This window comes from Nocardia sp. NPDC051990, from assembly GCF_040680755.1.
In the GTDB taxonomy this organism is placed as follows: Bacteria; Actinomycetota; Actinomycetes; order Mycobacteriales; family Mycobacteriaceae; genus Nocardia.
In genome coordinates this window covers 398894-421349 of sequence record NZ_JBFAXH010000003.1, presented here as the reverse complement: position 1 = coordinate 421349, position 22456 = coordinate 398894, and the positions used below count along the sequence as shown (strand labels likewise).

22 protein-coding genes are annotated in these 22456 nt (G+C 65.8%); 11 read left to right on the top strand and 11 right to left on the bottom strand.

The genetic code is table 11. From position 1 onward, the window contains the following. Positions 1–2: 2 nt before the first annotated feature. The 4 genes from cydD (at position 3) to AB0L63_RS08320 (ending at position 5006) form a co-directional block, all read left to right on the top strand. The gene (cydD, locus tag AB0L63_RS08335; protein ID WP_364496481.1) at positions 3–1901 is read left to right on the top strand and encodes a thiol reductant ABC exporter subunit CydD; all 1899 of its coding nucleotides are present in this window, start codon (positions 3–5) and stop codon (positions 1899–1901) included. Then, a complete protein-coding gene (locus AB0L63_RS08330) occupies positions 1898–3985 on the top strand; it encodes an ATP-binding cassette domain-containing protein (protein WP_364496479.1) in 2088 nt (695 codons plus the stop codon). The genes cydD and AB0L63_RS08330 overlap by 4 nt, the downstream gene beginning before the upstream one ends. A gap of 291 nt (positions 3986–4276) precedes the next feature. Then, positions 4277–4714, top strand: a complete 438-nt coding sequence (locus tag AB0L63_RS08325; protein WP_364496476.1) for a hypothetical protein — start codon at positions 4277–4279, stop codon at positions 4712–4714. 7 nt (positions 4715–4721) lie between these two features. Continuing rightward, positions 4722–5006, top strand: coding sequence for a hypothetical protein (locus AB0L63_RS08320; RefSeq protein ID WP_364496473.1), 285 nt, complete (start codon positions 4722–4724; stop codon positions 5004–5006). Here the strand turns inward: AB0L63_RS08320 and AB0L63_RS08315 are convergent. The 6 genes from AB0L63_RS08315 to AB0L63_RS08290 all read right to left on the bottom strand — a co-directional run bounded on the left by AB0L63_RS08315 (position 4994) and on the right by AB0L63_RS08290 (position 9261). Next, positions 4994–5701: an FABP family protein gene (locus AB0L63_RS08315; RefSeq protein ID WP_364496471.1), complete on the bottom strand. Its 708-nt coding sequence runs from the start codon at positions 5699–5701 to the stop codon at positions 4994–4996. The two genes, AB0L63_RS08320 and AB0L63_RS08315, sit on opposite strands and share 13 nt — an antisense overlap. Positions 5702–5884: 183 nt before the next feature. After that, positions 5885–6187: a DUF1416 domain-containing protein gene (locus AB0L63_RS08310; RefSeq protein ID WP_364496468.1), complete on the bottom strand. Its 303-nt coding sequence runs from the start codon at positions 6185–6187 to the stop codon at positions 5885–5887. 4 nt (positions 6188–6191) lie between these two features. Continuing rightward, on the bottom strand, positions 6192–7025 hold the full coding sequence (locus AB0L63_RS08305) for a sulfurtransferase (RefSeq protein WP_364496466.1): 834 nt from the start codon (positions 7023–7025) through the stop codon (positions 6192–6194). 31 nt (positions 7026–7056) lie between these two features. Beyond that, entirely contained in the window at positions 7057–7614 is a 558-nt protein-coding gene (locus AB0L63_RS08300) for a DUF4395 domain-containing protein (protein WP_364496463.1), read from the bottom strand. Between the two features lie 403 nt (positions 7615–8017). Further along, complete coding sequence (locus AB0L63_RS08295) at positions 8018–8458, bottom strand: thioredoxin family protein (protein WP_364496460.1); 441 nt, start codon at positions 8456–8458, stop codon at positions 8018–8020. Further along, complete coding sequence (locus tag AB0L63_RS08290; RefSeq protein WP_364496885.1) at positions 8455–9261, bottom strand: LmeA family phospholipid-binding protein; 807 nt, start codon at positions 9259–9261, stop codon at positions 8455–8457. Before AB0L63_RS08290 ends, AB0L63_RS08295 begins: the two co-directional genes overlap by 4 nt. Positions 9262–9443: 182 nt before the next feature. Here AB0L63_RS08290 and AB0L63_RS08285 point away from each other — a divergent pair, with 182 nt between their 5' ends. The 6 genes from AB0L63_RS08285 (at position 9444) to pstB (ending at position 15408) form a co-directional block, all read left to right on the top strand. Further along, a complete protein-coding gene (locus AB0L63_RS08285) occupies positions 9444–10211 on the top strand; it encodes a response regulator transcription factor (protein ID WP_364496457.1) in 768 nt (255 codons plus the stop codon). Positions 10212–10348: 137 nt separating this feature from the next. Further along, complete coding sequence (gene mshD / locus AB0L63_RS08280; protein WP_364496454.1) at positions 10349–11260, top strand: mycothiol synthase; 912 nt, start codon at positions 10349–10351, stop codon at positions 11258–11260. Between the two features lie 249 nt (positions 11261–11509). Then, a complete protein-coding gene (gene pstS, locus AB0L63_RS08275) occupies positions 11510–12622 on the top strand; it encodes a phosphate ABC transporter substrate-binding protein PstS (protein ID WP_364496451.1) in 1113 nt (370 codons plus the stop codon). A 91-nt stretch (positions 12623–12713) separates the two neighbouring features. Next, positions 12714–13706, top strand: coding sequence for a phosphate ABC transporter permease subunit PstC (pstC, locus tag AB0L63_RS08270; protein WP_364496448.1), 993 nt, complete (start codon positions 12714–12716; stop codon positions 13704–13706). Next, positions 13706–14611 (top strand): phosphate ABC transporter permease PstA, encoded by a 906-nt coding sequence (gene pstA, locus AB0L63_RS08265; protein WP_364496446.1) that lies wholly within the window; start codon positions 13706–13708, stop codon positions 14609–14611. The genes pstC and pstA overlap by 1 nt, the downstream gene beginning before the upstream one ends. A 20-nt stretch (positions 14612–14631) precedes the next feature. After that, positions 14632–15408, top strand: coding sequence for a phosphate ABC transporter ATP-binding protein PstB (pstB, locus tag AB0L63_RS08260; RefSeq protein ID WP_364496443.1), 777 nt, complete (start codon positions 14632–14634; stop codon positions 15406–15408). 169 nt (positions 15409–15577) lie between these two features. On the opposite strand, the gene phoU is transcribed toward pstB, so the two are convergent. The 3 genes from phoU to dusB all read right to left on the bottom strand — a co-directional run bounded on the left by phoU (position 15578) and on the right by dusB (position 19896). Then, on the bottom strand, positions 15578–16240 hold the full coding sequence (gene phoU, locus AB0L63_RS08255; protein ID WP_364496441.1) for a phosphate signaling complex protein PhoU: 663 nt from the start codon (positions 16238–16240) through the stop codon (positions 15578–15580). 100 nt (positions 16241–16340) lie between these two features. After that, positions 16341–18200 carry an LCP family protein gene (locus AB0L63_RS08250; RefSeq protein ID WP_364496438.1) on the bottom strand — a complete coding sequence of 620 codons (1860 nt, stop codon included), beginning with the start codon at positions 18198–18200 and terminating at the stop codon, positions 16341–16343. 547 nt (positions 18201–18747) lie between these two features. Next, positions 18748–19896: a tRNA dihydrouridine synthase DusB gene (gene dusB, locus AB0L63_RS08245; protein WP_364496436.1), complete on the bottom strand. Its 1149-nt coding sequence runs from the start codon at positions 19894–19896 to the stop codon at positions 18748–18750. Positions 19897–19978: 82 nt separating this feature from the next. Here dusB and AB0L63_RS08240 point away from each other — a divergent pair, with 82 nt between their 5' ends. Beyond that, complete coding sequence (locus tag AB0L63_RS08240; protein ID WP_364496434.1) at positions 19979–20251, top strand: hypothetical protein; 273 nt, start codon at positions 19979–19981, stop codon at positions 20249–20251. A 194-nt stretch (positions 20252–20445) separates the two neighbouring features. On the opposite strand, the gene AB0L63_RS08235 is transcribed toward AB0L63_RS08240, so the two are convergent. Continuing rightward, positions 20446–20946 carry a DUF4442 domain-containing protein gene (locus tag AB0L63_RS08235; protein WP_364496431.1) on the bottom strand — a complete coding sequence of 167 codons (501 nt, stop codon included), beginning with the start codon at positions 20944–20946 and terminating at the stop codon, positions 20446–20448. 24 nt (positions 20947–20970) lie between these two features. Continuing rightward, positions 20971–22440, bottom strand: a complete 1470-nt coding sequence (locus tag AB0L63_RS08230) for a polyketide synthase (RefSeq protein WP_364496429.1) — start codon at positions 22438–22440, stop codon at positions 20971–20973. Between the last annotated feature and the right edge of the window lie 16 nt (positions 22441–22456).

Below are 22456 nucleotides of genomic sequence, written 5' to 3'. Positions count from 1 at the left end.
TCATGGCTCGTCCGCCCGTCGACCCCCGGTTGTGGAAGTACGCACGCTCGGCTCGCCGCTATCTGGTGCTGAGTGTGGCACTGTCCGTGGTGATTACGGGTTCGATCGTGGTTACGGCCGTCGCACTGGCGAAGGTGCTGGCCGGGGTCGTCACCGATCCCGGTCGGCGCAGCTTCGGCGCGTGGACATTCGAGTTGATCGTGCTCGCGGTCGCCATCGGCTGTCGAGTGCTCGCCACCTGGGTGCAGTCGCGGATCGCGCATCGGGCCGGGGCCGCGGTGGTCACGGAACTGGAAACCAAGGTGCTTGCCGCCGGAGCTCAGCTACCGCCCCGCGAGCTCGAAACTCGACGAACCGAACTCGCGGTTGTCGTGAGTAGCGGGCTGACCGGGCTGCGGGCATATCTCACCGGATATCTGCCCGCGCTGCTGCTCGCCTGTCTGGTGCCGCCGATCGTCTTGGTGGTCATCGGATTTCACGATCCGATCTCCGGTGTCATCGCGGTGGTCACGTTGCCGTTGATTCCGGTGTTCATGGTGCTCATCGGTCTGCTCACACAGGGGCGGGCGGCGGCGACGCTCGCTGCGACCACTCGGCTCTCGGATCAATTGCTCGATCTCTTCGCCGGGATGCCGACATTGCGTGCGCTGGGGCGGGAGGGACGCGTCGCGGGGCGGACGGGTTCGATGGAGCATCGGGTGCGCGAGCTCGGGGATGCGTTGCGGCAGCGCACCATGCGTGCGCTGCGGATCGCGTTCCTGTCGTCGATGGTGCTCGAGATGCTCGCCACGCTGAGCGTCGCACTGATCGCGGTGTCCATCGGTCTGCGCTTGGTATACGGCGGGATGAGTCTGTATGCCGGGCTGGTGGCATTGATTCTCGCGCCGGAGGTGTACCTGCCGCTGCGGATGGTGGGGGAGCGTTTCCATGCGGCGCAGGACGGAATGGCGGCTGCGGATAAGGCTTTTGCTGTTCTCGAACCTCGGGTTCAGCCAGAGTCGGGTGCCGGTGGTCCGGATACCGCTGGGAATGCGGGTGCGGTTCGGCCGGTCTCGAGCACGAGTGCTACCGGTGCTGCGGCCGGTGTTGAAGCTGGCAGCGAGAGTGCGGAACCGAGCGGGTCGGATGGCCGGGATATCAGTCAACGCAATGTAGAAGCGTCTCTTGACGGTCATACCGACTCGGGACCTAGTGGTGGAGATGACTCGGGCGTCATCGAGATATGTGAACTCTCGGTGCGTGCCAGAGATGGCTTTGCGCCTGCCGAACTGACAGCGGTGCTGCGGCCGGGGGTAGTGACTGTATTGACCGGCCCCAACGGGAGCGGGAAATCGACGGCGCTGCAAGCAATTCTAGGTTTGCTCACCCCTGAGCTCGGCTCGGTGAAGGTCGACGGCACAGATGTGCGTGCGCTGGATCAGAACGCGTGGTGGTCACGTATCGCCTGGTTGCCCCAGCGACCGGTCCTGGTCCCCGGAACGCTGTGCGAGAACCTGGAACTGCTCGGCGCGCACACATCCGACACCACGGCGAAGGGCGCGGCCCGAGTACTCGACGAACTCGAAGCCGCCTGCATCGCAACCGGATTCGACACGGTACTCAGCGAACTCCCCGACGGCTGGAACACCATCGTCGGCGCGGGCGGCATCGGTCTATCCCTCGGCCAGCGCCAACGCCTCGCCCTCACCAGAGTCCTCGCCGCCGACCGCCCCATACTCCTGCTGGACGAACCAACAGCCCACCTCGACCCCGCCGCCGAAGCCACCGTCCTCGCCGCCCTACAACGGCGAGCCCGCACCGGCGCCACCGTAATCGTCATAGCCCACCGTCCAACCGTCCTCACCGCCGCCGACCGCATAATCCCCGTCCACTCCACCGAACCCCAGGCAGTTGCCTCATGAACAGCACGGGAGACACTTCGGTGCCGCGGACAACGGCTCGTCGCGGCGGTAGCGCCGTGCGGGCGGATCTGCGGCGGATATGGGAATTGCTCGAGTTGTCGCTGTGGCGAGTTGCGGTGGCGATCGGGTGGGGGGTGTTGGCGCTGGGGAGTGGGCTCGGGCTGGCGGCCTTGGCGGCTTGGTTGATTGCGCGTGCCTGGGAGATGCCTCCGGTGCTCGATCTCAGCGTTGCTGTTGTCGCGGTGCGGGCGCTGGGTATCTCGCGCGGGCTGTGCCGGTATCTGGAACGCCTCGCCACTCATGACGTTGCGTTGCGCGCGATGACCACTGCTCGGACAACCGTTTACCGGACGCTCGCGCACTCCGATGTCTGGATGCGGCGGGATATGCGAGGCGGCGATTCGGACGGAGCAGCCGCAGCCAACGGCAGCGATGGCGTTCTGTCCGGTCGATGTGGCGCGGTGTCTGCGTTCGACCAGGGAGATACCTCGGACCGCAGCGCGGATTCGACGAGCGCGGCTGGTGCTGCGTCGTTGCGGCGTGGGGACCTGCTGGTTCGAATCGGTAGCGATATCGACGATCTCGGTGCCGTCGTTGTGCGCGTATTCGTGCCGATCGCGGTCGCGATTGTGCTGTCGCTGGCGGCGATCGGACTCATGGCCACGATTTCGGTCGGCGCGGCGGCGATTCTGGCCGTATCGCTCGGCATTGCCGGAATCGTCGCACCGTGGCTGTCGGGGTGGGCGGCTCGTGCGGCCGAGCGTGCGGTGCGCGCCGACCGCGCCGAATTCACCGCGCAGTCGCTCACCGTTCTCGACCACGCGGCCGAACTCCGTGTCGCGGGCAAGTTGGATGCCGCGCTGGCGGCCGCCGACCGCGCCGGACAGCATGCGGTAGCCGCCGAAGATTCCGCCGCCGCGCGCAGCGCCTGGGCCGCCGCGGCAACGCCTCTCTCGATCGGCGCCAGCGTCCTGGGCGCGCTCCTGATCGGCATCGCCACCTACGGCGCCGATTCGCCCGCAATGACCCCCATGGCCCTGACCATCCTCGTCCTGCTTCCCCTCTCGGCCTTCGAAGCGGTCGCGCCCCTCCCCGCCGCCGCCCAGGCCCTGACCACTGCCCGTGCCGCCCTCCATCGCCTGCCTCTGCTCGAACCCACCAACCGAAACCCGATGCGATCCACTACGAACCACCGCAGCGGCTCGGCACGAGATCATCTGCCGGACAAGGCGACCGGCCGAGCCGAGGACAGCATCGCCCGATGGTCGCCGACCGGTGGCCCGCGCGCATCCGATCGTCTGAATGCCGATGACGATATCCGTCGCGGAGATTTATCGCCGTACAGTGCGTCCGGCCCAGCGCAGGACCGTGTGTGCGGTGTTGCTGGCTCGTTGTCAGACGGCATTCCGCAGGCATCCGATCGTCCGAGTGCTGATACGGCTGTCCACGACTCACGAAATCTATTGCCCGGCAACCTTCCCGAGCGCCCCGCAGGAAAGCGGATTGCCGTCGTCGGACCGAGCGGTGCGGGGAAGACCACACTGCTCATGGCGTGGGCGGGGCTGTTCGGTACACCCGTGCCCGGCGTGACGTTCTTTGCCGAGGATGCGCATATCTTCAGCACGTCCGTGCTCGAGAACCTGCGAGTCGCGCGTGGAGATCTCACGGTGACAGAAGCCGAGAAGGCTTTGTGCGCAGTCGGTCTCGGGGATTGGCTGGAATCGCTGCCGGATGGTGTGCATACGGATCTGGTCGGGGGTGCTGCGGCGGTTTCGGGTGGGCAGCGGCGGCGGATTCTGCTCGCCCGCGCGCTCATTTCGCCCGCGCGGGTGCTGCTGCTCGATGAGCCGACCGAACATCTCGAGGCCGAGGCGGGCGCCCGAATGCTGCGCCAGCTACTCGATATCGACAGCGGCTTGGTCGAACCCGACCGAATTGTGGTTGTCGTCACACACCAGCTGCCCGCCGACCACAGCGCCGCGGTGGTGCTGCACATCGATGCATCAGGCCAGGTCACGACCACTTTCGACGCCGAGGAGCCGGCCGCTGCAGCGCCCCGCGAAATTCCGTTGCCGACGCACTGACCGTTGACTAGATTCGTTTGTACACAAGGAAGGAGGTGGTTCGAAGAATGTATGTTCATAGGACTTGTGAGGTGGCTGTCCGCTAGCGCCACCGCTGCAACGGATTTCCGTTCGCGCGAGCGCTGAGCGAATTCCAGGCAGCCACCCGGCCCCCGAGCTACCGGTCTAGTCCGACCGGGACCCATGCAGGCTGCACAGTCGGCAGGGTATGGCTCGGGGGTCGTTCCTTTTCCGGGGACGATTGCACGAAGCGGTAGAGTCCGGCGACCGGTTCGATACGAGGGGTAGCCAATGCCATCGGAGGGACTCGCAGCAGTGGTTGGTCGCCAGATCATGGCGATTCGCCGCATGTTCTATGTACACGGCACCGACGTCGACCGCACCGAAGGCCCGATCGAACTGACCTTCGACGATGGTTCGGTGCTGCTGCTCGACGCCGGAACGGACGGCGAAGAACTCCGCGTCGGATCAACGCGATGGCGCGATCCCTTCGCGGGCCTCACCGAACCCGAATATATCGACTACATCGCCGAAACCGGCAAATACACCGCATTCGACGTCGGCGCGGAACTGCCGTACGCACAGCTGCTCGGCTGCCGAATCTCCGCCGTCTCTGAATCCCGCCTGCACGACGACCGCCTCCGCGCCGCAACCTTCTTGGTGAACGGTTCGAAACTCGCCATTGAAACCCTCGCCGACGAACTCCTCGTCACCTGGCGCCCAATGTGATTCCTAGGTGACTAGGCTCGAGGATCTTGTCCTTGCGGTGGCGGCTGTGTCTCCGGACTCCGAGGAGCGCGACCGTGGCACGAAGCCGGGCAAATACGCCAAGGCCGGGATTCCACATTATCGGCGAATCGAGCGGCGGGATGCGGACGCCGTCGTCTATGCCTCCGAACTCGACCCCGCCTCGGGAACTTACGGCTTGGTCGGCATCTTCCACGACCGCCTGAAGATCAGTGTCCCGTTCCCGATCGATATCGACCTGACATCGATCGGGCGGCGCGGCTACCCGATGTAGCGCTGCAAACGGGCCGACAGGCGTGGCTCGAGGGGGCCGTCGGCCACAACGCGCTCCTCGACGTAGGCCAGGTCACCACCTTCGACGATGCCGTACAGGCGCTTGGCGCCGCCGACAACGATGCCGGATTGGCTGCGGATGACGACATCGGTGGCCAATTCCCAGGAGGACTGGGTCAGCGCGGTGCCGTAGAAGAGTTCGACGATGCCGGTGCTGTGGGTCAGCAGCAGTTCGATAACCTCGTCATCGCCATCGATGCCGACCCGCCAGAAGCCGCTCTCCCGCAGATCGGGGCCACCGTATGAGCCGTCGGCTTCGATGACCCAGGAACGGGAGTCCCAGGACAGGTAGTCGCCACCGTCGTGGGAGACGATGATCTGCTGGCCGAAGCGGTAGTCGCCGCGATCGGGATGGTTGCCCTCACCCTCACCGCGCCAGACCCCGACCATCGGCAGCAGCGCCAGCATCGATGAACTCAGATCCGGGCCGAGCCGCAGATTAGCGGTGTCCTCCGGCAGCGGCAGATCCGGTAGCACCGGAATATTGCGCACACCAGTCGATTTCGCCCGCTCGGCCGCGTCGGCCACGGCCTCGTCGCCACTGCGGCGCGGTGCGGAGTCGGCCGGGCCGTTGCCGTTCAGTTGTTCACTCGCTCGCTCGGCCGGGTTGGAACCTTCGCTCGCGAGCTCACTCATGATTCGGTGAACAGCCGGTAGAAGACGTACAGGCCGAACCAGCCGATGAGAACGGACACGGCCACCAGCAGAATCTCGAAGAAGAGGACCACGTTTGGAGTCTAACGACTCGCGCCCCGTCCAGCACAACGGCCCCGTTGCTTCCCGGCTATCGGGAAACGACGGGGCCGTAGGCGGTACTACTTACTTGGCGACCGCCACATCGACGGCGTGGATGCCCGCGCCCGCCGGACGAACCTCGGCCGAGCCGTTGCCCGAGGAGGACAACGCCCGCACGGTCCACGTGCCCGGCGCCGCGAAGAAGCGGAAATCACCGGTGCCCGAGGCTACAACCTCGGCGGTGAAGTCACCGTTGCCGTCGAGCAGGCGCACGAACGCGCCACCGACCGGCTGACCGTCGCTCAATACACGGCCGGTGATGACCGTTTCCTTCTCGACATCGACTCCGGCCGGAATGGCCTGGCCCTGGGTAGGTGCTGCGCACATGTGATTAAGCTCCCAACTCGATAGGTGCACCGACGAGCGAGCCGTATTCGGTCCAGCTGCCGTCGTAGTTCTTGACATTCTGGTGGCCAAGCAGCTCCTGCAGCACGAACCAGGTGTGCGAGGAGCGCTCACCGATGCGGCAGTAGGCGATGGTGTCCTTGGATCCGTCCAGCCCGGCGTCGCCGTAGAGCTGGGTCAGCTCGGTATCGGACTTGAAGGTGCCGTCCTCGTTCGCGGCCTTGCTCCACGGCACGTTGATGGCGCCGGGGATGTGGCCCGGACGCTGGCTCTGCTCCTGCGGCAGGTGCGCTGGAGCCAGGATCTTGCCGGAGAACTCGTCGGGGGAGCGCACGTCGACCAGGTTCTTGGCGCCGATGGCGGCGATGACCTCATCGCGGAACGCGCGAATGGACAGGTCGGGCGCGGCGGCCTTGTACTGGGTGGCCGGGCGAACCACAGCATCTCGGGACAACGGACGACCGTCGAGCTCCCACTTCTTGCGGCCGCCGTCGAGCAGCTTGACGTTGTTGTGGCCGTACAGCTTGAAGTACCAGTAGGCGTACGCGGCGAACCAGTTGTTGTTGCCGCCGTACAGCACGACCTCGTCGTCGTTGGCGATACCGCGCACCGAAAGCAGATCGGAGAACTGCTCCTGGTTCACGAAGTCGCGACGAACCTGATCCTGCAGGTCCTTCTTCCAGTCGAGCCGAACGGCACCCTCGATGTGGCCGCCGTCGTAGGCGGAGGTGTCCTCATCGACCTCGACGAAGACTATGCCGGGTGCGTTGAGGTTCTCTTCGGCCCAGTCAACGGAGACCAGGACATCGGAGCGGGCCATGTTGTTCCTTTCGGGGTGGTGACTTGCAGGGTCAGTTCGCCGGGGACCCGGCGGTGTCCGCGTCGGGCCCGGAGGCGAGAGCTTGGGTGACCACGGAGGGCCCGCGGACACCGCCCATCGGATCAGTCCGGCGGAGGCGGGCGACCAACGGATAGATCTGGCAACCCAGGCAGATTTCGAACGCGGCGTTCAAGAACGCCGCGAACAGGGCGAAGCCGGCGAACACCGCGCCGACGACGGTGGAGCCGACCAGGAAACCCAGCAGGCTGACGGCACTGAAGACCAGGCCGAGTAATTGGGCGAACCGCAGCGGGGCCACTGGTTCGGTTTGGAGGGTCGGACCCAGGTGCGGCGCGACGAACGTGGCGAAGATCCGGCCGTAGGGATGCCGCCGCGGTCCGTAGGCCGCGCCGATCGCGAAGACCACCGCCTGCGCGGCGATGAGTACCGTGGCGAGCGGCGTCGAAACGGCGGCGGCGAGCAGAACCAGAACGAGCGCGCCGGTGGTGACCCACGCGGCGAAGCGTGGACCGCGCACATCGACTAGAGCTGGATTTGCGGCGCTGCCTGCCCCTGCGTGGTTACGCAAGCTACCGCCTCCGGTGCTGAGGAAGCGCCGCGGGGACGGAATTCCGGTCTCAACCAATGTGTTTCGGAAATTTGTGGACATTGTGCGTACTCCTGCGCTGAATTTCGCTGTTGGCGGGAAAATTGCCAGTTCGCCGGGGGATCAAGAGATCACTCGCACGACGGACGCAGGTCGGCATCAGAAATTTTGCGGGAGCCGACCGCTCAGCCACACAGGCAGCAACAACCACCGAGGCGACACAGATCAACTGTGCGGCGTCGGGTGAGCATCAGCTCGTGGTTGGCTTGCACGCAGAGCAGTTTACCTGGTTCTGCCGGAGAATTGGACCCGGGGTTCGTCACAGTTGCCATGAACCCTTGTCACGCCCTGGTTTTCCACCGTCAGCCGCGATCCGCCGGAGGAGCTATCCCACGGTCAGCGGCTCGAGCGCGGTGCGCAGGTCCGCGGACTTGGGGACGCCGGAGATCCGGAACCGTTCCCGCCCTTCGATATCGAAGACGAAGGTGGTCGGCAGCGAGAGCACGTTCAGTTCCTTGGCCAGCGCGGGTTCGGCATCGATATCGACCTCGATATCCAGCGGTGGTCGCGGCGATCCGGACAATTCCTCGGTCACCCCGGCAACCACGTGGCGCACCGCGGTGCAGGGTCCGCACCAGTCGGCGGAGAAGTGCAGCACCGCAGGGCCCGAGTGGTCGGCACCGACCGATGCCAGCAGATCGGTACGCGCCGACTCGACCTGTGCCTCGGTGCCGCTCGCGCGCAGCTTGCCGTCGCGGCGCTGCAGCACCACGCCGACGGCCACAGCGGCGAGCACCACCACCAGCAGGATTGTGATTTCAGTCATGGTCGCCGCAATCTGTCCAGGTCGATGGTCACGTTCTCGGCCTTGCCCTCGATGACGATCTGTCCACCCTGTGCGGACACCTTCGTCGGCCGCAGCCCGAACGGCAGTTCGTTCGTATCGATGGTCCGGGTGAACGACTCGAGCACCTTGGGGCGGTCGCTATCGGTGACGACCGCGGTCGTCGTGGCATCACCCGTGCCGTGGTAGATGCTGGTCGCGATGATCTTCACCTGATCGCCGTCGACCGTGAGGTCTGCCGTCACGCTCACATTGTCACCGCCGAGCGGCGCGCCCGGCTTGCTCGGCGTCTTGCCCGGCATGGTTCCGGTGAGCAGGAGTTGCCCGCCGGTGGTCATGCCGGACCCACCCGATCCGCCCGTTCCGTCGGATTTATCCCCCGGCGCCGAATGTACTTGCAGGTCCGGAATTTTGAACAGCCTGCCGAGTTCGGTCGGTTCGAGCCGCATCTGCCCCTCGACCCGATCCACCGGCACCGCGCTCACATTCCCGTTGGTGAGATCGCCCATGGAAAGGTGCGCTCCGGTCAGTTTCGCGCCGACCGAAATCTCACCCGGAATATCGGGGCGCATGATGCGCGCGCGGATATCGACGGTCTGGTACCGACCGTCGAGCGCCTGGGTGAAAAACGGGAACCCATAAATGATCACGTCGGGATCCGCGGTGAGGTCCGCGCCGACACGCAGGGCACGCGAAACGCGGTACTCGGAGTAGGCGGCGGTGCCGAAATCGATGACTACCGCCAGTACCGCGAGGCACAGCAGCCCGATGATCAGCTTGCGCATGCGGGCCACACTACTTGGCATGCTTTTCGGGTATCGAATGTCTCGCCCGAGATGCCACACTAACCCCGGATAGCGAGGTCATCGGGGTTCACGCGCTAATCTTGCATCCGACTACCTGTGACTAGCGACGTGCCCCGGCGGTGTGGCTGTTTGCCCGGAGCTACTAGATGGGAGGAGGGCTTGTGGAGCTGCTCCTGCTGACTTCCGACCCCAACCCAGAGTCGGTACTGCCCGCACTGTCGTTGCTGGCGCACCATGTGCGCCCGGCCCCGACCGAGGTGGCGTCCCTGCTCGAGGCGGGGACCGCGGATGTCGCACTGGTCGACGCGCGTACCGACTTGGCCGCGGCCCGCGGCCTGTGCCGACTGCTCGGCAGCACCGGCTCATCGGTGCCGGTGGTCGCCGTGCTGACCGAGGGCGGACTGGTCGCCGTCAATGCCGACTGGGGTCTGGACGACATTCTGCTACCCGGTACCGGACCGGCCGAGCTGGACGCCCGGCTACGCCTGCTGGTCGGCCGCAATGGCGGTGTCGCGAGCCCGGAGAACACCGGCAAGATCACTCTCGGCGAATTGATGATCGATGAGGGCACCTATACCGCAAGGTTGCGCGGTCGCCCGTTGGATCTCACCTATAAGGAATTCGAACTCCTCAAATACCTTGCGCAGCATGCGGGCCGGGTCTTCACTCGGGCTCAGTTGTTGCAGGAGGTCTGGGGTTACGACTTCTTCGGTGGCACCCGCACGGTCGACGTGCATGTGCGACGCCTGCGCGCCAAACTCGGCAGCGAATACGAATCGCTGATCGGCACCGTCCGCAATGTCGGCTACAAGGCCGTCCGCCCCGCGCGCACCAACACCAAGGGCGAGCACATCACCTTTCCCGACGACGAATCCGCCGAGGGCACCGACGATTCCCCACCCGTCACCGTCAACGGTTCCGTCTCGTAGTCCGCGAGATCACATGAAATCCATGGCGGTATTCCTGGTAAAGCCACACCACCAGTTCCACCTGATCTCGAGCCGATGGAATGGCGCGCTGGATTCGCGCGTTCGTCGCGGTGACGGGTTCGACGAGGGAGACGCTCATGGGTGAGACGACGCTGCGATGGAGCGCGGGGCTCGATGCCTCGGTGGCGCAGGCGGTGCGTGAACTGTTGGAGCGAGCGAGTGCCGCGGACGGTGTTGCGCCGGTCTCCGAACAGGCCGTACTTTCGCTCGTCGCGACCGACTCCGCGGCCGAACATCTGCTGGCGCTGCGTGACGGTGTCGTCGCCGGGTACGCGAATCTCGTTCCCGCACATCACGAACACCCCGCAATGGCCGAGGTCGCCGTCGATCCCGCCGCGCGCGGCCATGGCATCGGTGCGGAATTGGTCTCGGCGGCGCTGGCGAAGGGCGGACCGGGTGCTCGGGTCTGGGCGCACGGAAATCGGCCCGCCGCCGCGGCGCTCGCGAATCGGCTCGGACTGCGCATCGCACGCGAGTTGTGGCAGATGCGGCGGTCGCTGGCAACGCCGGAGCTACCGGAGTTGGTCGTGCCGGCAGGTATCGCGTTGCGGACCTATGAAGGGCCCGCCGACGATACCGAACTGTTGCGCGTCAATAATGCTGCCTTCGCCTGGCATCCGGAACAGGGCGGGTGGACCCGGCACGATATCGAGGTCCGGCGCGCGGAGTCCTGGTTCGACCCGAAGGGCCTGTTCATCGCGGTGGATCCGGCCGATCCTGACCGCATCCTCGGATTCCACTGGACCAAGGTGCATTACGAGGAGAACCCGCCGGTCGGCGAGGTCTATGTGGTCGGTATCGATCCGGCCGCGCAGGGGCGGGGACTCGGCCGCCTGCTCACCCTCGCGGGCCTGCGCTACCTCCGCGAACGTGGGCTGCCGGAGGTTCTGCTCTATACCGAGGCCGATAACACCGCGGCTGTGCACACCTACACGCGACTCGGCTTCGCCACGGCGCATGTCGATGCCGCGTATTCGCCCGCCGACTGAATATCAGGCGGACCGCCGAGGGTACTCGAGTAACGCCGGGGCAAATGTCACACACAACGGTCGCAATCGCGCCGGGCTGTTCACCCGCCGTTCACCCAGCCTGGTCCAAATGTCAACCGAGCGACCTTACGTTACATAAGGGCGGCACCGTTGCCGCCTGGTGCGCAAGTTCCTCGCGAACGGCACCACGAAACCCGCCCGGGCCGGTGAGGGACCGGGCGTGTCGGACGCGATTCCCCGGAGGAATAAGTGAACTTCAAGCGCAGCAGCGCCCTGATCGGTGTGCTGGCCGCCGTCGCCATGCCTCTGGCTGCCTGTGGCAGTGACGACAACACCTCTGCCAGCGGCGATTCCACCGCCAAGGTCGATGTCGCCTGCGGCGGTAAGAAGGCCCTCAAGGCCAGCGGTTCCTCGGCCCAGAAGAACGCCATGGACCGCTTCGTCGCCGCTTACGAGGCCAACTGCAGCGGCTCCACGCTGAACTACACCTCCAGCGGTTCCGGTGCCGGCGTCAACGAATTCCTCGGCGGCCAGACCGATTTCGCCGGTTCCGACTCGCCGCTGAGCGCCTCGAAGGGTGAGCCGGCCAAGGCGCAGGAGCGCTGCGGCGCCCCGGCATGGAACCTGCCGACCGTCTTCGGCCCGATCGCCGTCACCTACAACATCGACGGCGTGACCGATCTGGTGCTCGACGGCCCGACCGCCGCCAAGGTGTTCAACGGCACCGTCGCGACCTGGGACGCCCCGGAGATCAAGGCGCTGAACCCGACCGCCAAGCTGCCCTCGGACAAGATCGCGGTGATCTTCCGCAGCGATGAGTCGGGCACCACCGACAACTTCCAGCTCTACCTGGATGCCGCCTCCGACGGCGCGTGGGGCAAGGGCGCGGGCAAGACCTTCAACGGCGGTGTCGGTGAGGGTGCCAAGGGCAACGAGGGCACCTCGGCCGCCATCAAGACCACCAAGAACTCGATCACCTACAACGAGTGGTCCTTCGCCAAGGCGCAGAACCTGTCCATCGCGCAGATCGTCACCTCGGCCGGCAAGGATCCGGTCAAGCTGAGCCCGGAGTCCGCGGCCAAGGCCGTCGACAGCGTGAAGATCAAGGGTGAGGGCAACGACCTGGTGCTCGACACCTCGTCGTTCTACAAGCCGACCGCGGCCGGTGCCTACCCGATCATCCTGCCGACCTACGAGATCGTCTGCTCGAAGTACGCCGACGCCGATACGGCCAAGGCGGTCAAGGCTTTCCTGACTTCGGCCGTCAACAATGGCCAGCAGGGTCTGGACACCGCGGGCTACGTCTCGATCCCGGACAAGTTCAAGACCAAGCTGACCACCGCGATCAACGGCATCAACTGATAGCCGCAACGCCATGACCGTGCACCATGAGGTGTCCGCCGCGGACCAGTCGGACTCGACTGGTCCATTGGCGGCTGGAGATACTGCCCCTATGTCGAGTGAACCGAGCGCCGAACCGGCCTCACCGAAGGATCCGGCGGCGACACCGGCCAGGAAAGGCCACAACCAAGGGGCCGAGGTTATCTTCCGGTCGCTTGCTACCGCAGCGGGTGCCACGGTCGTGGCGGCTATCGCACTGATCGCCCTATTCCTCTTGATCCGGGCCTGGCCCTCGATCATGGCGAACGAGGCGAACTTCTTCACCAGCAGCGAGTTCAGCACCTCCAATGCCGACCACCTGCGGTTCGGCATTCGGGACCTGCTCATGGTCACGGTGCTGAGCTCGATGCTGGCGCTGGTGATCGCGGTGCCCATCGGTGTGGGCATCGCGCTATTCCTGACCCACTATTCGCCGAAGTCGATGGCGCGTCCGTTCGCGATGCTCGTCGACCTGCTGGCGGCGGTGCCGTCGATCGTGTTCGGTCTGTGGGGCTTCCTGGTGCTCGCGCCGAAGCTCGAACCGGTAGAGACATTCCTCAACGAAAAGCTCGGCTGGTTCTTCCTGTTCGCCGCCGGCAATGTGTCGATCTCCGGGGGCGGCACCGTCTTCACCGCGGGCGTGGTGCTCGCAGTGATGATCCTGCCGATCATCACCTCGGTCTCGCGCGAGGTCTTCAACCTGACGCCCGTCTCGCATATCGAGGCCGCGCAGGCGCTCGGCGCGACCAAATGGGAAATGGTGCGGATGACGGTGCTGCCCTACGGTCGCAGCGGTGTGATCGCCGGATCCATGCTCGGCCTCGGTCGCGCGCTCGGTGAGACGATCGCGGTGTTGGTCATCCTGCGCACCTCGGCGCAGGCCGGAAACTGGTCGCTGTTCGACGGCGGCTACACCTTCGCCTCCAAAATCGCCGCCGCCGCTTCGGAATTCAGTCAGCCACTGCCGACCGGTGCCTATATCGCGGCCGGCTTCGTGCTGTTCGCACTGACCTTCATCGTCAATGCGCTGGCGCGGCTCGTATCCGGTGGAAGGGTGAACGGGTAATGACCACCACGACGACTCTCGACAAGCCGGTCAAGGCGGCCACCTTCCGGCATGTCAGCACGGCTCGCCGGGTCAAGAACAATATCGCCACCGCGATGGTCTGGCTCTGCTTCGCGATCGCACTTGTGCCGCTGATCTGGGTGCTGTTCATGGTCGTGTCGAAGGGCATCGACTCGGTCGTCTCGCCGGACTGGTGGCAGAAATCGCAGAAGGGCATCCTGCCGGATCAGACCGGTGGCGGTGTGTACCACGCGATTTACGGCACCATCGTGCAGACCGTCGTCGCTGCGATCCTCGCGGTGCCGCTCGGCATCATGGCCGCGGTCTACCTGGTCGAATACGGCCGTGGCGTGCTGGCCAAGGTGACCACCTTCATGGTCGACATCCTCGCGGGTGTGCCGTCCATCGTCGCGGCCCTGTTCATCTTCGCGCTGTGGATCGCGACATTCGGCTTCCCGCAAAGCTCCTTCGCGGTATCGCTGGCGCTGGTGCTGCTGATGCTGCCGGTGGTGATCCGCAGCACCGAGGAAATGCTGAAGCTGGTACCCGATGAGTTGCGCGAGGCATCCTACGCACTCGGAATTCCCAAGTGGAAGACCATTGTTCGGATCGTCGTGCCGACCGCGGCGCCCGGCATGATCAGCGGTATCCTGCTCGCGCTGGCCCGCGTCATGGGGGAGACCGCGCCGGTGCTGGTGCTGGTCGGCTACAGCAAGTCGATCAATACCAATCTCTTCGACGGCAATATGGCCTCGCTGCCGCTGTTGATCTACCAAGAGTTGGCGAATCCGGAGCCTGCGGGCCGGGCGCGAGTGTGGGGTGCGGCGCTGACGCTGATCCTGCTGATCGCCCTGCTGTACGCGGCGGCCGCGGTCGTCAACAAGCTGCTCACGCGGAACCGATAGAACCGAACGGATATTCAGAGATGGCCAAGCGGATCGACGTCAAAGACCTGAACATCTACTACGGCAAATTCCATGCCGTCGCCGATGTGGACCTGACAGTGCTGCCGCGTAGCGTGACCGCATTCATCGGCCCGTCGGGTTGCGGTAAGTCCACGGTGCTGCGTTCGCTCAACCGGATGCACGAGGTGACCCCGAGTGCCCGCGTCGAGGGCGCGGTGCTGCTGGACGGCGAGGACATCTACGGCTCCGCCGTCGACCCGGTCGGCGTGCGCCGCACCATCGGCATGGTGTTCCAGCGTCCGAACCCGTTCCCTACCATGTCGATTCGCGACAATGTGGTGGCCGGGCTGAAGCTGCAGGGCGTGCGCAGCAAGAAGGAGCTCGACGAGGTCGCCGAGCGTTCGTTGCGCGGAGCCAATCTGTGGAACGAGGTCAAGGACCGGCTGGACAAGCCGGGCGGCGGTCTCTCCGGCGGTCAGCAGCAGCGTCTGTGCATCGCGCGCGCCATCGCGGTCTCGCCCGATGTGCTGCTGATGGACGAGCCGTGTTCGGCGCTGGACCCGATCTCCACCTTGGCGATCGAGGACCTGATCACCGAGCTGAAGAAGGAATTCACCATCGTCATCGTCACGCACAATATGCAGCAGGCCGCGCGCGTGAGTGATCAGACCGGCTTCTTCAACCTGGAGGCGCAGGGCAAGCCGGGCAAGCTGATCGAGATCGACGATACCGAGAAGATCTTCTCCAACCCGGGGCAGAAGGCGACCGAGGATTACATCTCCGGCCGCTTCGGATAGGCTCGCCCGCTTCAGGCGCCAGACTCAGGTGCGGGAAGACGGTGTTGGCGGCCAGCGGTATCAGTCGATCAAGTTAGCCCGTACCCGGCGAGTTACCCATGTGCTTGCGAAATCAGTTGATCCGGCTGTATCGAAAATGCCCGCGTCCGACGCGGGCATTTTCGATACTTCACGGCGCGGTGTCGAGATCTGGCGGGAGCTCACCCGTTACCAGGAAGATCACCCGGCGGCCGATCTCCACGGCGTGGTCGGCGAAGCGCTCGTAGTAGCGGCCGAGCAGCGTGATATCGACGGCCGCGGCGACGCCGTACTTCCAGTCGCGATCCATCAGCAAGGTGAATAGATGACGGTGCAGATCATCCATCGCCTCGTCGTCCTCGTTGAGCTGCGCGGCGCGCTCCGGATCGCGGGTCTCGAGCACCTCCTCGGCGCTGGCGCCCATATTCACGGCGATACGGCCCATTTCCGCGAAGTAGCCGTTCACCGCCTCGGGCAGCGCGTGGTTGGGGTGGCGGCGCCGGGTCACCTTGGCGACATGCAGTGCCAGCGCGCCCATCCGGTTGACATCCTGGACGATCTGGATCGCGCTCACCACCTGCCGCAGATCACCCGCCACCGGTGCCTGCAGCGCAAGCAGGGCAAACGACTTCTCCTCGGCATCGGCGATCATTTCGGCGATCCGATCGCCCTCGGTGATCACCGACTCAGCCAGAGCGAGATCGGCCTGGAGCAGAGACTGGGTGGCCCGCTCCATCGCCGAACCCGCCAGACCGGCCATCTCGCCCAGCAGGTGGGCAAGGTCGGCCATTTGCTCGTTGTAGATGACACGCATGAAAACAGACACTAGTGCCATGTGCTGACCTAGTCACCAACACAGGGTTAATGGGTGGTGCCGAACGATAGCGGGGCGTTGCCCCAGCTCGCGGCGGCTCCTACTTGCAGGTTTCGTCGGCGGCGTTGACGTGCTCGAGGTCCGAGGGCAGTGTGACCGGTTCCGCACTCGATACGGTGACCGAGACGTTCGGGATCGGATCACCGACCGGTGTAGGAGTCCGAATGGTCGGGTTATCGGCGCCGATCACGACCTCGACAATGCCACCGAGACTATTCGACTGCTCCATCGTCGCGCCGGGCAGGGAACTGGCCACCGTGGCCGCCTCGGCCTCGTGACCGGTCCCGAAGCGCACCTTGGTGGCGACCTCGGAATTGCCGCCGGAGTAATTGCCGGTGTTGTAGATCTGGAAGCCCTGATTGCCGAGCTTGGTCGCCGCCTTATTGGCCGCGCCGGACGTCTCCGAACCATTGGAGACCAGCAGCGATACCGTGCTCGGATCGACCGCGATCAGCTTCGGCGGTGCCGGCTGTGCCGACGGGATCGAACCGGGGGCCGGGGTCGACTTCTTCTCACCGGGCAGCGGCTGGTCATCGATGATGGCGCGGAAGATCGCCTTGATATCCGAATCACGCGGAATCTCGTTGCCGTAGGAGGTGGTGCCCGCGGTCGGGATGGTCAGGAAGGTGACCGCGCCCGCGTCGACCTTCTGCAGCGAACGGCCCAGGGTCAGCAGGTCGGTCGGTTGCACCTTATCGACGAAGGTGTGGGCGGTGAATGCGGAGATGAAGCCGTTCAACTTGGCGGGATCGAAGAGCACCCGGCTCGACAATGCGCTGCGCAGCAGCGAGGCCAGGAACCGCTGCTGCCGGTTGATCCGGTCGTAGTCGCTGCGTTCCTCGCCATAGACGTGTCTGGCGCGCACATAGTTGAGTCCGGTCTCGCCGTTGATGTGTTGGTGGCCCGAATTTTCCAGCACGGTGCCGAGGATGCCGTCGATGATCGGCTTGGGCGTGCAGACATCGACGCCGCCGACCTGATCGACCATCGCCTCGAATCCGGCGAAGTCGATGCCGATGAAGTGTCCGATGTTCAGGCCCGTCATCTTGCGGATGACATTGACCAGGCACTTCGGTCCGCCGAGCGCGTACACGGCATTGAGCTTGTCGCCCATGGCCGAGGGGAACACCTCATTGGTGTACTCGGCCTTGTCGTTGTCCCAGCCGTTGCACTGCGGCCGGGTGACGTCGAGATCGCGGGGGAACGAGACGACCACGACCCGTGAGCGGTTCTTGGGGATGTTCACCAGCATGACCGTGTCGGCGCGGGCGCCCTCGGCGTCGTCGACGCTGCCCGCGCCCACCTGGCCGTTGGCGCCCGCGCGGGTGTCGGTGCCGACGAGCAGGTAGTTCTCGTCGCCGAGCTGGGCGCCGGAGTCGAGCACGTCTTCTGGATGGTCGTCGAAGGCGGAAACCTGGGTGAAGCCATTGGCGGTCGAACGTAGATAGCTCCAGCCGCCGCCGGTGACCAGCAGTGCGACCACCGCAGAAATTGTCAGGGTGGCCCTGCCCGCGACCTGCAGCCGCTTATTGCGGCGCTGTCGACTCGCCGCGAGCCGCGAAAGGCCGACGCGAGTGGATGCGGCAGCGGTTTTCGGGGCATCAGAATCGGTGGTTGGCCAGCCGCTGGTGCGCGTCTTCGTGCGCGGGGTGTCCTCGATCGGGTCGATGATGTCGGTGACGACCTCGGGCGCCTCTTTCGCGCCGGATACGGTCGAGGCGCGGCGTTTGGCCGGACGCGCGGCCGTCGTCGGAGTGCCCGCGATGTCGTCGACGACCGGGGAGGCCCCGGACCGGCGGGCGGCGTCGGCCTTGGTGGCCGATGTGCGGGGTGCGTCGGCCTTGCGTGCGGCAGGGGTGCTCGACGTGCGGGGTGCGTCGGCGTTGCGTCCGGCAGGCATAACCGATGTGCGGGGCGGTGCGTCCGCTTGACGTGCGGATGGGCCGGTCGCTGTGCGCGGCGGAATATCGGCTTGTCGCGCGGCGGATTCCGGCGGCGTGGGAGCAGCCCGATTCGCGTGCGTGGGCGGCGTGTCCGGTGTCGTTGGTCGACGTCTGCGCCCGCTGCGTTCGTTGTCGACCCGCTGGACCAGGTCCTGAACGGTCAGCGGCGCCGAGCCGGAGTCGGGATCGTTATGTCGGGATCTGCGGGATGACCGTGCGCCGTCGCGGTCGGGGTAATCCTCCGTGGGAGGGCGCTCCCACGGGGCGCGACCTCCGGGCCGTGGCGACTGCCCGTGCCGATCGTCACCCACCTACGAACCTCGCTTCGTCTCTGCTGCCGTTCGGCCGCTTTCGACCGGCATGACCGATTCCGCCAATGATAACGATTCCGCCACGGTCAGCCAGCCCAGTGCGGACTCGACAGGCCGAGTTTGCCTTCGGCATACGAATGTGTGCTGGTCGGAGGGTACTCGAGGATCGGATAACGGTGCGATTGCGAAAAGGTCAGCCGCCGCTGTGCATCAGATCCGCGCCCGCGGGGACGGCCGGATCGTCGGGATCGTCGAGCCAGCCGTGCGGCAGCGCCACCTTGCCCGGCGAACCCTGGCGCCCGCGTGGGCCCTCGGCGTCGCGGGGGAACGGCGCGGTCGGGTCGAGTTCGCCGATGAGGTCCTGCAATTGAGTGAGGCTCGACACCGTGGCGAAGGAACGGCGCAGGTCCGCGCCGACCGGGAAGCCCATCAGATACCAGGCCATATGCTTGCGCAGATCGCGCATGGCCTTGTCCTCACCGAGGTGTTCGGCGAGCAGGGCGCCGTGCCGGTACAGCACCTCGCCGACGCGGCCGAGATTCGGCGCCTCGGGCAGTGCCTCGCCGCGCAGCGCCGCCTGCAATTCGGCGAACAGCCACGGGCGGCCGAGGCAGCCGCGGCCGACAACGACACCGTCGCAACCGGTTTCGTCCATCATGCGCACCGCGTCGGCGGCGGAGAAGATATCGCCGTTGCCGAGCACCGGGATCGTCGTGACGGCTTCCTTGAGCCGCGCGATCGCCGTCCAGTCGGCCTGGCCCGAATACCGTTGTGCGGCGGTGCGGGCGTGCAGTGCGACAGCCTGGGCGCCTTCGGCCTCGGCAATACGGCCCGCGTCGAGGTAGGTCAGGTGGTCGTCGTCGATCCCGATGCGGAACTTCACCGTGACCGGAACACCGGCCGGTTCGGCGCCGGAAACCATCGCCTTGACGATCTTGCTGAACAGCGTGCGTTTATACGGCAGTGCCGCGCCGCCACCCAGTCGTGTGACCTTCGGTACCGGGCAGCCCAGGTTGAGGTCGATGTGATCGGCCCAGCCCTCGCCGACGATGATCCGCACTGCCTCGCCCAGTGTGGCCGGATCCACACCGTAGAGCTGCATCGAGCGCGGATGCTCGTCCGCGTCGAAGGACATCATGTGCAGCGTCTTCTCATTGCGCTCGACCACCGCCCGCGCCGTGATCATCTCGCACACGTAGATGGACGTAGAGCTGCCGAACTCCCGGCACAACTTCCGAAATGCCAGGTTGGTGATGCCCGCCATCGGCGCGAGCACCACCGCTGGATCGACCTGGTAGGGGCCGATTCGCAGTTGTGGTCGGGTCTCGATGGCTGCAGTCACGGCTTCCAGTGTCGCACTCGGCAGGGGATGGCCGTCGTGGTGCACCGCTTCGCTCAGGAAGACCGGCGGAGGCACCTCGGCGATGACCCGGCTCGAAGCCGAGTACGGCCGGGTGCACCGAGCTCGCATCGCCTGGATTCTGTCCCGGATCGATGTACACGCCATTACTCGCGAAATCAGTGACGCCGCCGCCGAACTCCTTCGAGGTAACGGATTACACGGTCACAAGTACGCCATCGACGCCACTTTGGCCGCCATCGCCCGCGCCGGCGAGCGGCCGGTCACGATTGCCACCTCCGATCCGGAGGATTTGACGCTGTTGGGCGGCCCGGGGATCGAGATCATCAAGGTGTGACAGTAGCTTGCGTCGGCTACGACAACGATTGTCGGCGAGGAGGTACTCAACCGCTGGTTACGGGGATTGGCGATGGTTCGACGGTCTCGGTTGCACATGCGCGCGTGTGGGCGGCGGGTTGGGTATGGCCATAGTTCGCATCGACGTGATCAGAGCGAGAGTTCGCCGATGATGATCTCGACCGGTTCGGCCAGCTAGGCCGCGCGCACGTAAAGGCTCTGTGCTGCGCGGGCGACCAAAGTGCCTTCTGCGGAGTGGATTTCGGTTACGTGGGTGGTCACCGAACATCCCTCGGCTTCGATACCCGCGCGGATGATGTCGCTCTCAGCGGGGGTGAGTTCCATGGTGGCACTGACCGTTCCGCGCCCAGGGCACAAGAATTCGATGGTTCCCGTGGTATTCCAGATGTGGTGGCCGGGGCCGAGTTGGCCTGCCGCCATGACGGCGTAGAAGGGGTCGGTCATGGCGAAGAGCGTGCCGCCGAAGGCGGAGTGGTTGAGGTTGGAGTTCCAGGGGCGGACGCGGTGGGTGACCGTGATGGCGGTCCAGTCGGGGGTTACTCGGGTGACTCGAACGCCGGCGAAGAGCAGCGGTGGGTAGAGGTTCATCACGAGGCGGAAGCGGGCAGGGCTCGCGAGGGAGAGCGGGATGGGAGTGCGTTGCCGTCGGGGGAGTGGGGAATCCGATCCGGGCATGGCGCAGCCTTCCGTGTCGTTGGGTCAGGCGGGTACGGCGTATCCGGGCGGAGCGTCGCCCAGGAATGCCGGGACGCAGGGGACACGATTCCACTGTGGCCGGGGAAGGGCCGGGCGAGACGGGATCGGATCGGATGTCTGCGGGGCGGGGCCGACGATGATGTGGGCGTTGGTGCCGATGATTCCGAAGGAGCTCACGCCCGCCAGTGGGCCGGATTCGCTGGTCAGCCAGGGCATCGACCGATTGGAGAGCCGAATATCGTTGCCCTTCAGTTCGATTCGTGGATTCAAGGTCTCGAATTGCACCAGGGGCGGGACGGTTCGTTCACGGACCGACAACAGCGCCTTGAGCAGGCCGATCGCCCCGGATGCCGCTTCCAGGTGTCCGAAGTTCGTCTTCACCGAGCCGACGTGGAGGGGTTTGCCGCCATTGCGGGCGGCGAGCGCTGCCACGATCGCACTCATCTCGATGGGGTCGCCCAGGGCGGTGCCCGTGCCGTGGGCCTCGATCAGACCGAGATCGGCTGCGCCGCAACCGGCGTCGGCGAGCGCGGCTTCGATCACCCGGCGTTGCGCTTCGGCGTTCGGGGCGCTGAATCCGGAGGTGCGGCCGTCCTGATTCATTGCGACGCCGTGGATCACGCCCAGGATCGGGTCGTGGTCGCGTTCCGCGTCGGCCAGGCGTTTGAGCACGAGCAGGGAACAGCCCTCGCCGCGGACGAAACCGTTGGCGCGGGCGTCGAAGGTCCGGCACAGGCCGTCCGGAGAGAGCGAGCCGGTGCGGTTGATGGCGCGGGTGGATCCGGGCGCCAGGATGAGATTGACGCCGCCGGCCAGAGCGATGTCGACTTCACCGCGGCGCAGGGATTGCACTGCGTGCGCGACGGCCACCAGCGCAGAGGAGCACGCCGTGTCGAAAGCTACTGCGGGGCCGGTGAATCCGAAGGTGTAGGCGATACGACCGGGGGCGAAACTGTGGCCGTTGCCGAGTGCCCAGTTGGCGTCGGCGTGCTGGCCGGCCCAGTCGGTGTAGTCCTGGCGGCCGGTGATGCCGACGAAGGTGCCCACCTGTTCGCCGCGCAGCGTGGATGGGTCGATACCGCTGTCACACAAGGCTTCCCAGGCAACTTCCAACAGCAGGCGATGCTGCGGGTCGATTGCCTGCGCCGCACGGGGCGTGATACCGAAGAATGCCGGATCGAAATCGAGAGCATCATGGATGAAGCCGCCACGCAATGGCAGTTGGGCCCACTCGTCCTCGAACGGCCAGCGGCGGTGCATGGGCATCTCGCCGATCATGCCGCGGCCCTCGAGCAGGGCCGACCAATAGCCGTCGAGGTCGGAGATCCCGCCAGCCAGGCGCAGTCCGGCGCCGATGACCGCCGTCGGGCCCGTCTCGGAGCGCTGAGCCAGTTCGGCCCGCAATCGCTTGATGGTCTCGGTGGCGCGGCGCAGGGCGGCACCCTGCGGTGCGCCGGTCTCCGATTCGTCCATATTGTCTCTCCTGATA

Bases quoted from the DNA above. Each gene is read 5' to 3' on its own strand.
- cydD (WP_364496481.1), top strand. From the start codon at position 3: ATGGCTCGTCCGCCCGTCGACCCCCGGTTGTGGAAGTACGCACGCTCG.
- AB0L63_RS08330 (WP_364496479.1), top strand. From the start codon at position 1,898: ATGAACAGCACGGGAGACACTTCGGTGCCGCGGACAACGGCTCGTCGC.
- AB0L63_RS08325 (WP_364496476.1), top strand. From the start codon at position 4,277: ATGCCATCGGAGGGACTCGCAGCAGTGGTTGGTCGCCAGATCATGGCG.
- AB0L63_RS08315 (WP_364496471.1), bottom strand. From the start codon at position 5,701: ATGAGTGAGCTCGCGAGCGAAGGTTCCAACCCGGCCGAGCGAGCGAGT.
- AB0L63_RS08310 (WP_364496468.1), bottom strand. From the start codon at position 6,187: ATGTGCGCAGCACCTACCCAGGGCCAGGCCATTCCGGCCGGAGTCGAT.
- AB0L63_RS08305 (WP_364496466.1), bottom strand. From the start codon at position 7,025: ATGGCCCGCTCCGATGTCCTGGTCTCCGTTGACTGGGCCGAAGAGAAC.
- AB0L63_RS08295 (WP_364496460.1), bottom strand. From the start codon at position 8,458: ATGACTGAAATCACAATCCTGCTGGTGGTGGTGCTCGCCGCTGTGGCC.
- AB0L63_RS08290 (WP_364496885.1), bottom strand. From the start codon at position 9,261: ATGCGCAAGCTGATCATCGGGCTGCTGTGCCTCGCGGTACTGGCGGTA.
- mshD (WP_364496454.1), top strand. From the start codon at position 10,349: ATGGGTGAGACGACGCTGCGATGGAGCGCGGGGCTCGATGCCTCGGTG.
- pstC (WP_364496448.1), top strand. From the start codon at position 12,714: ATGTCGAGTGAACCGAGCGCCGAACCGGCCTCACCGAAGGATCCGGCG.
- pstA (WP_364496446.1), top strand. From the start codon at position 13,706: ATGACCACCACGACGACTCTCGACAAGCCGGTCAAGGCGGCCACCTTC.
- pstB (WP_364496443.1), top strand. From the start codon at position 14,632: ATGGCCAAGCGGATCGACGTCAAAGACCTGAACATCTACTACGGCAAA.
- phoU (WP_364496441.1), bottom strand. From the start codon at position 16,240: ATGCGTGTCATCTACAACGAGCAAATGGCCGACCTTGCCCACCTGCTG.
- AB0L63_RS08250 (WP_364496438.1), bottom strand. From the start codon at position 18,200: ATGCCTGCCGGACGCAACGCCGACGCACCCCGCACGTCGAGCACCCCT.
- AB0L63_RS08240 (WP_364496434.1), top strand. From the start codon at position 19,979: ATGACCCGGCTCGAAGCCGAGTACGGCCGGGTGCACCGAGCTCGCATC.
- AB0L63_RS08235 (WP_364496431.1), bottom strand. From the start codon at position 20,946: ATGCCCGGATCGGATTCCCCACTCCCCCGACGGCAACGCACTCCCATC.
- AB0L63_RS08230 (WP_364496429.1), bottom strand. From the start codon at position 22,440: ATGGACGAATCGGAGACCGGCGCACCGCAGGGTGCCGCCCTGCGCCGC.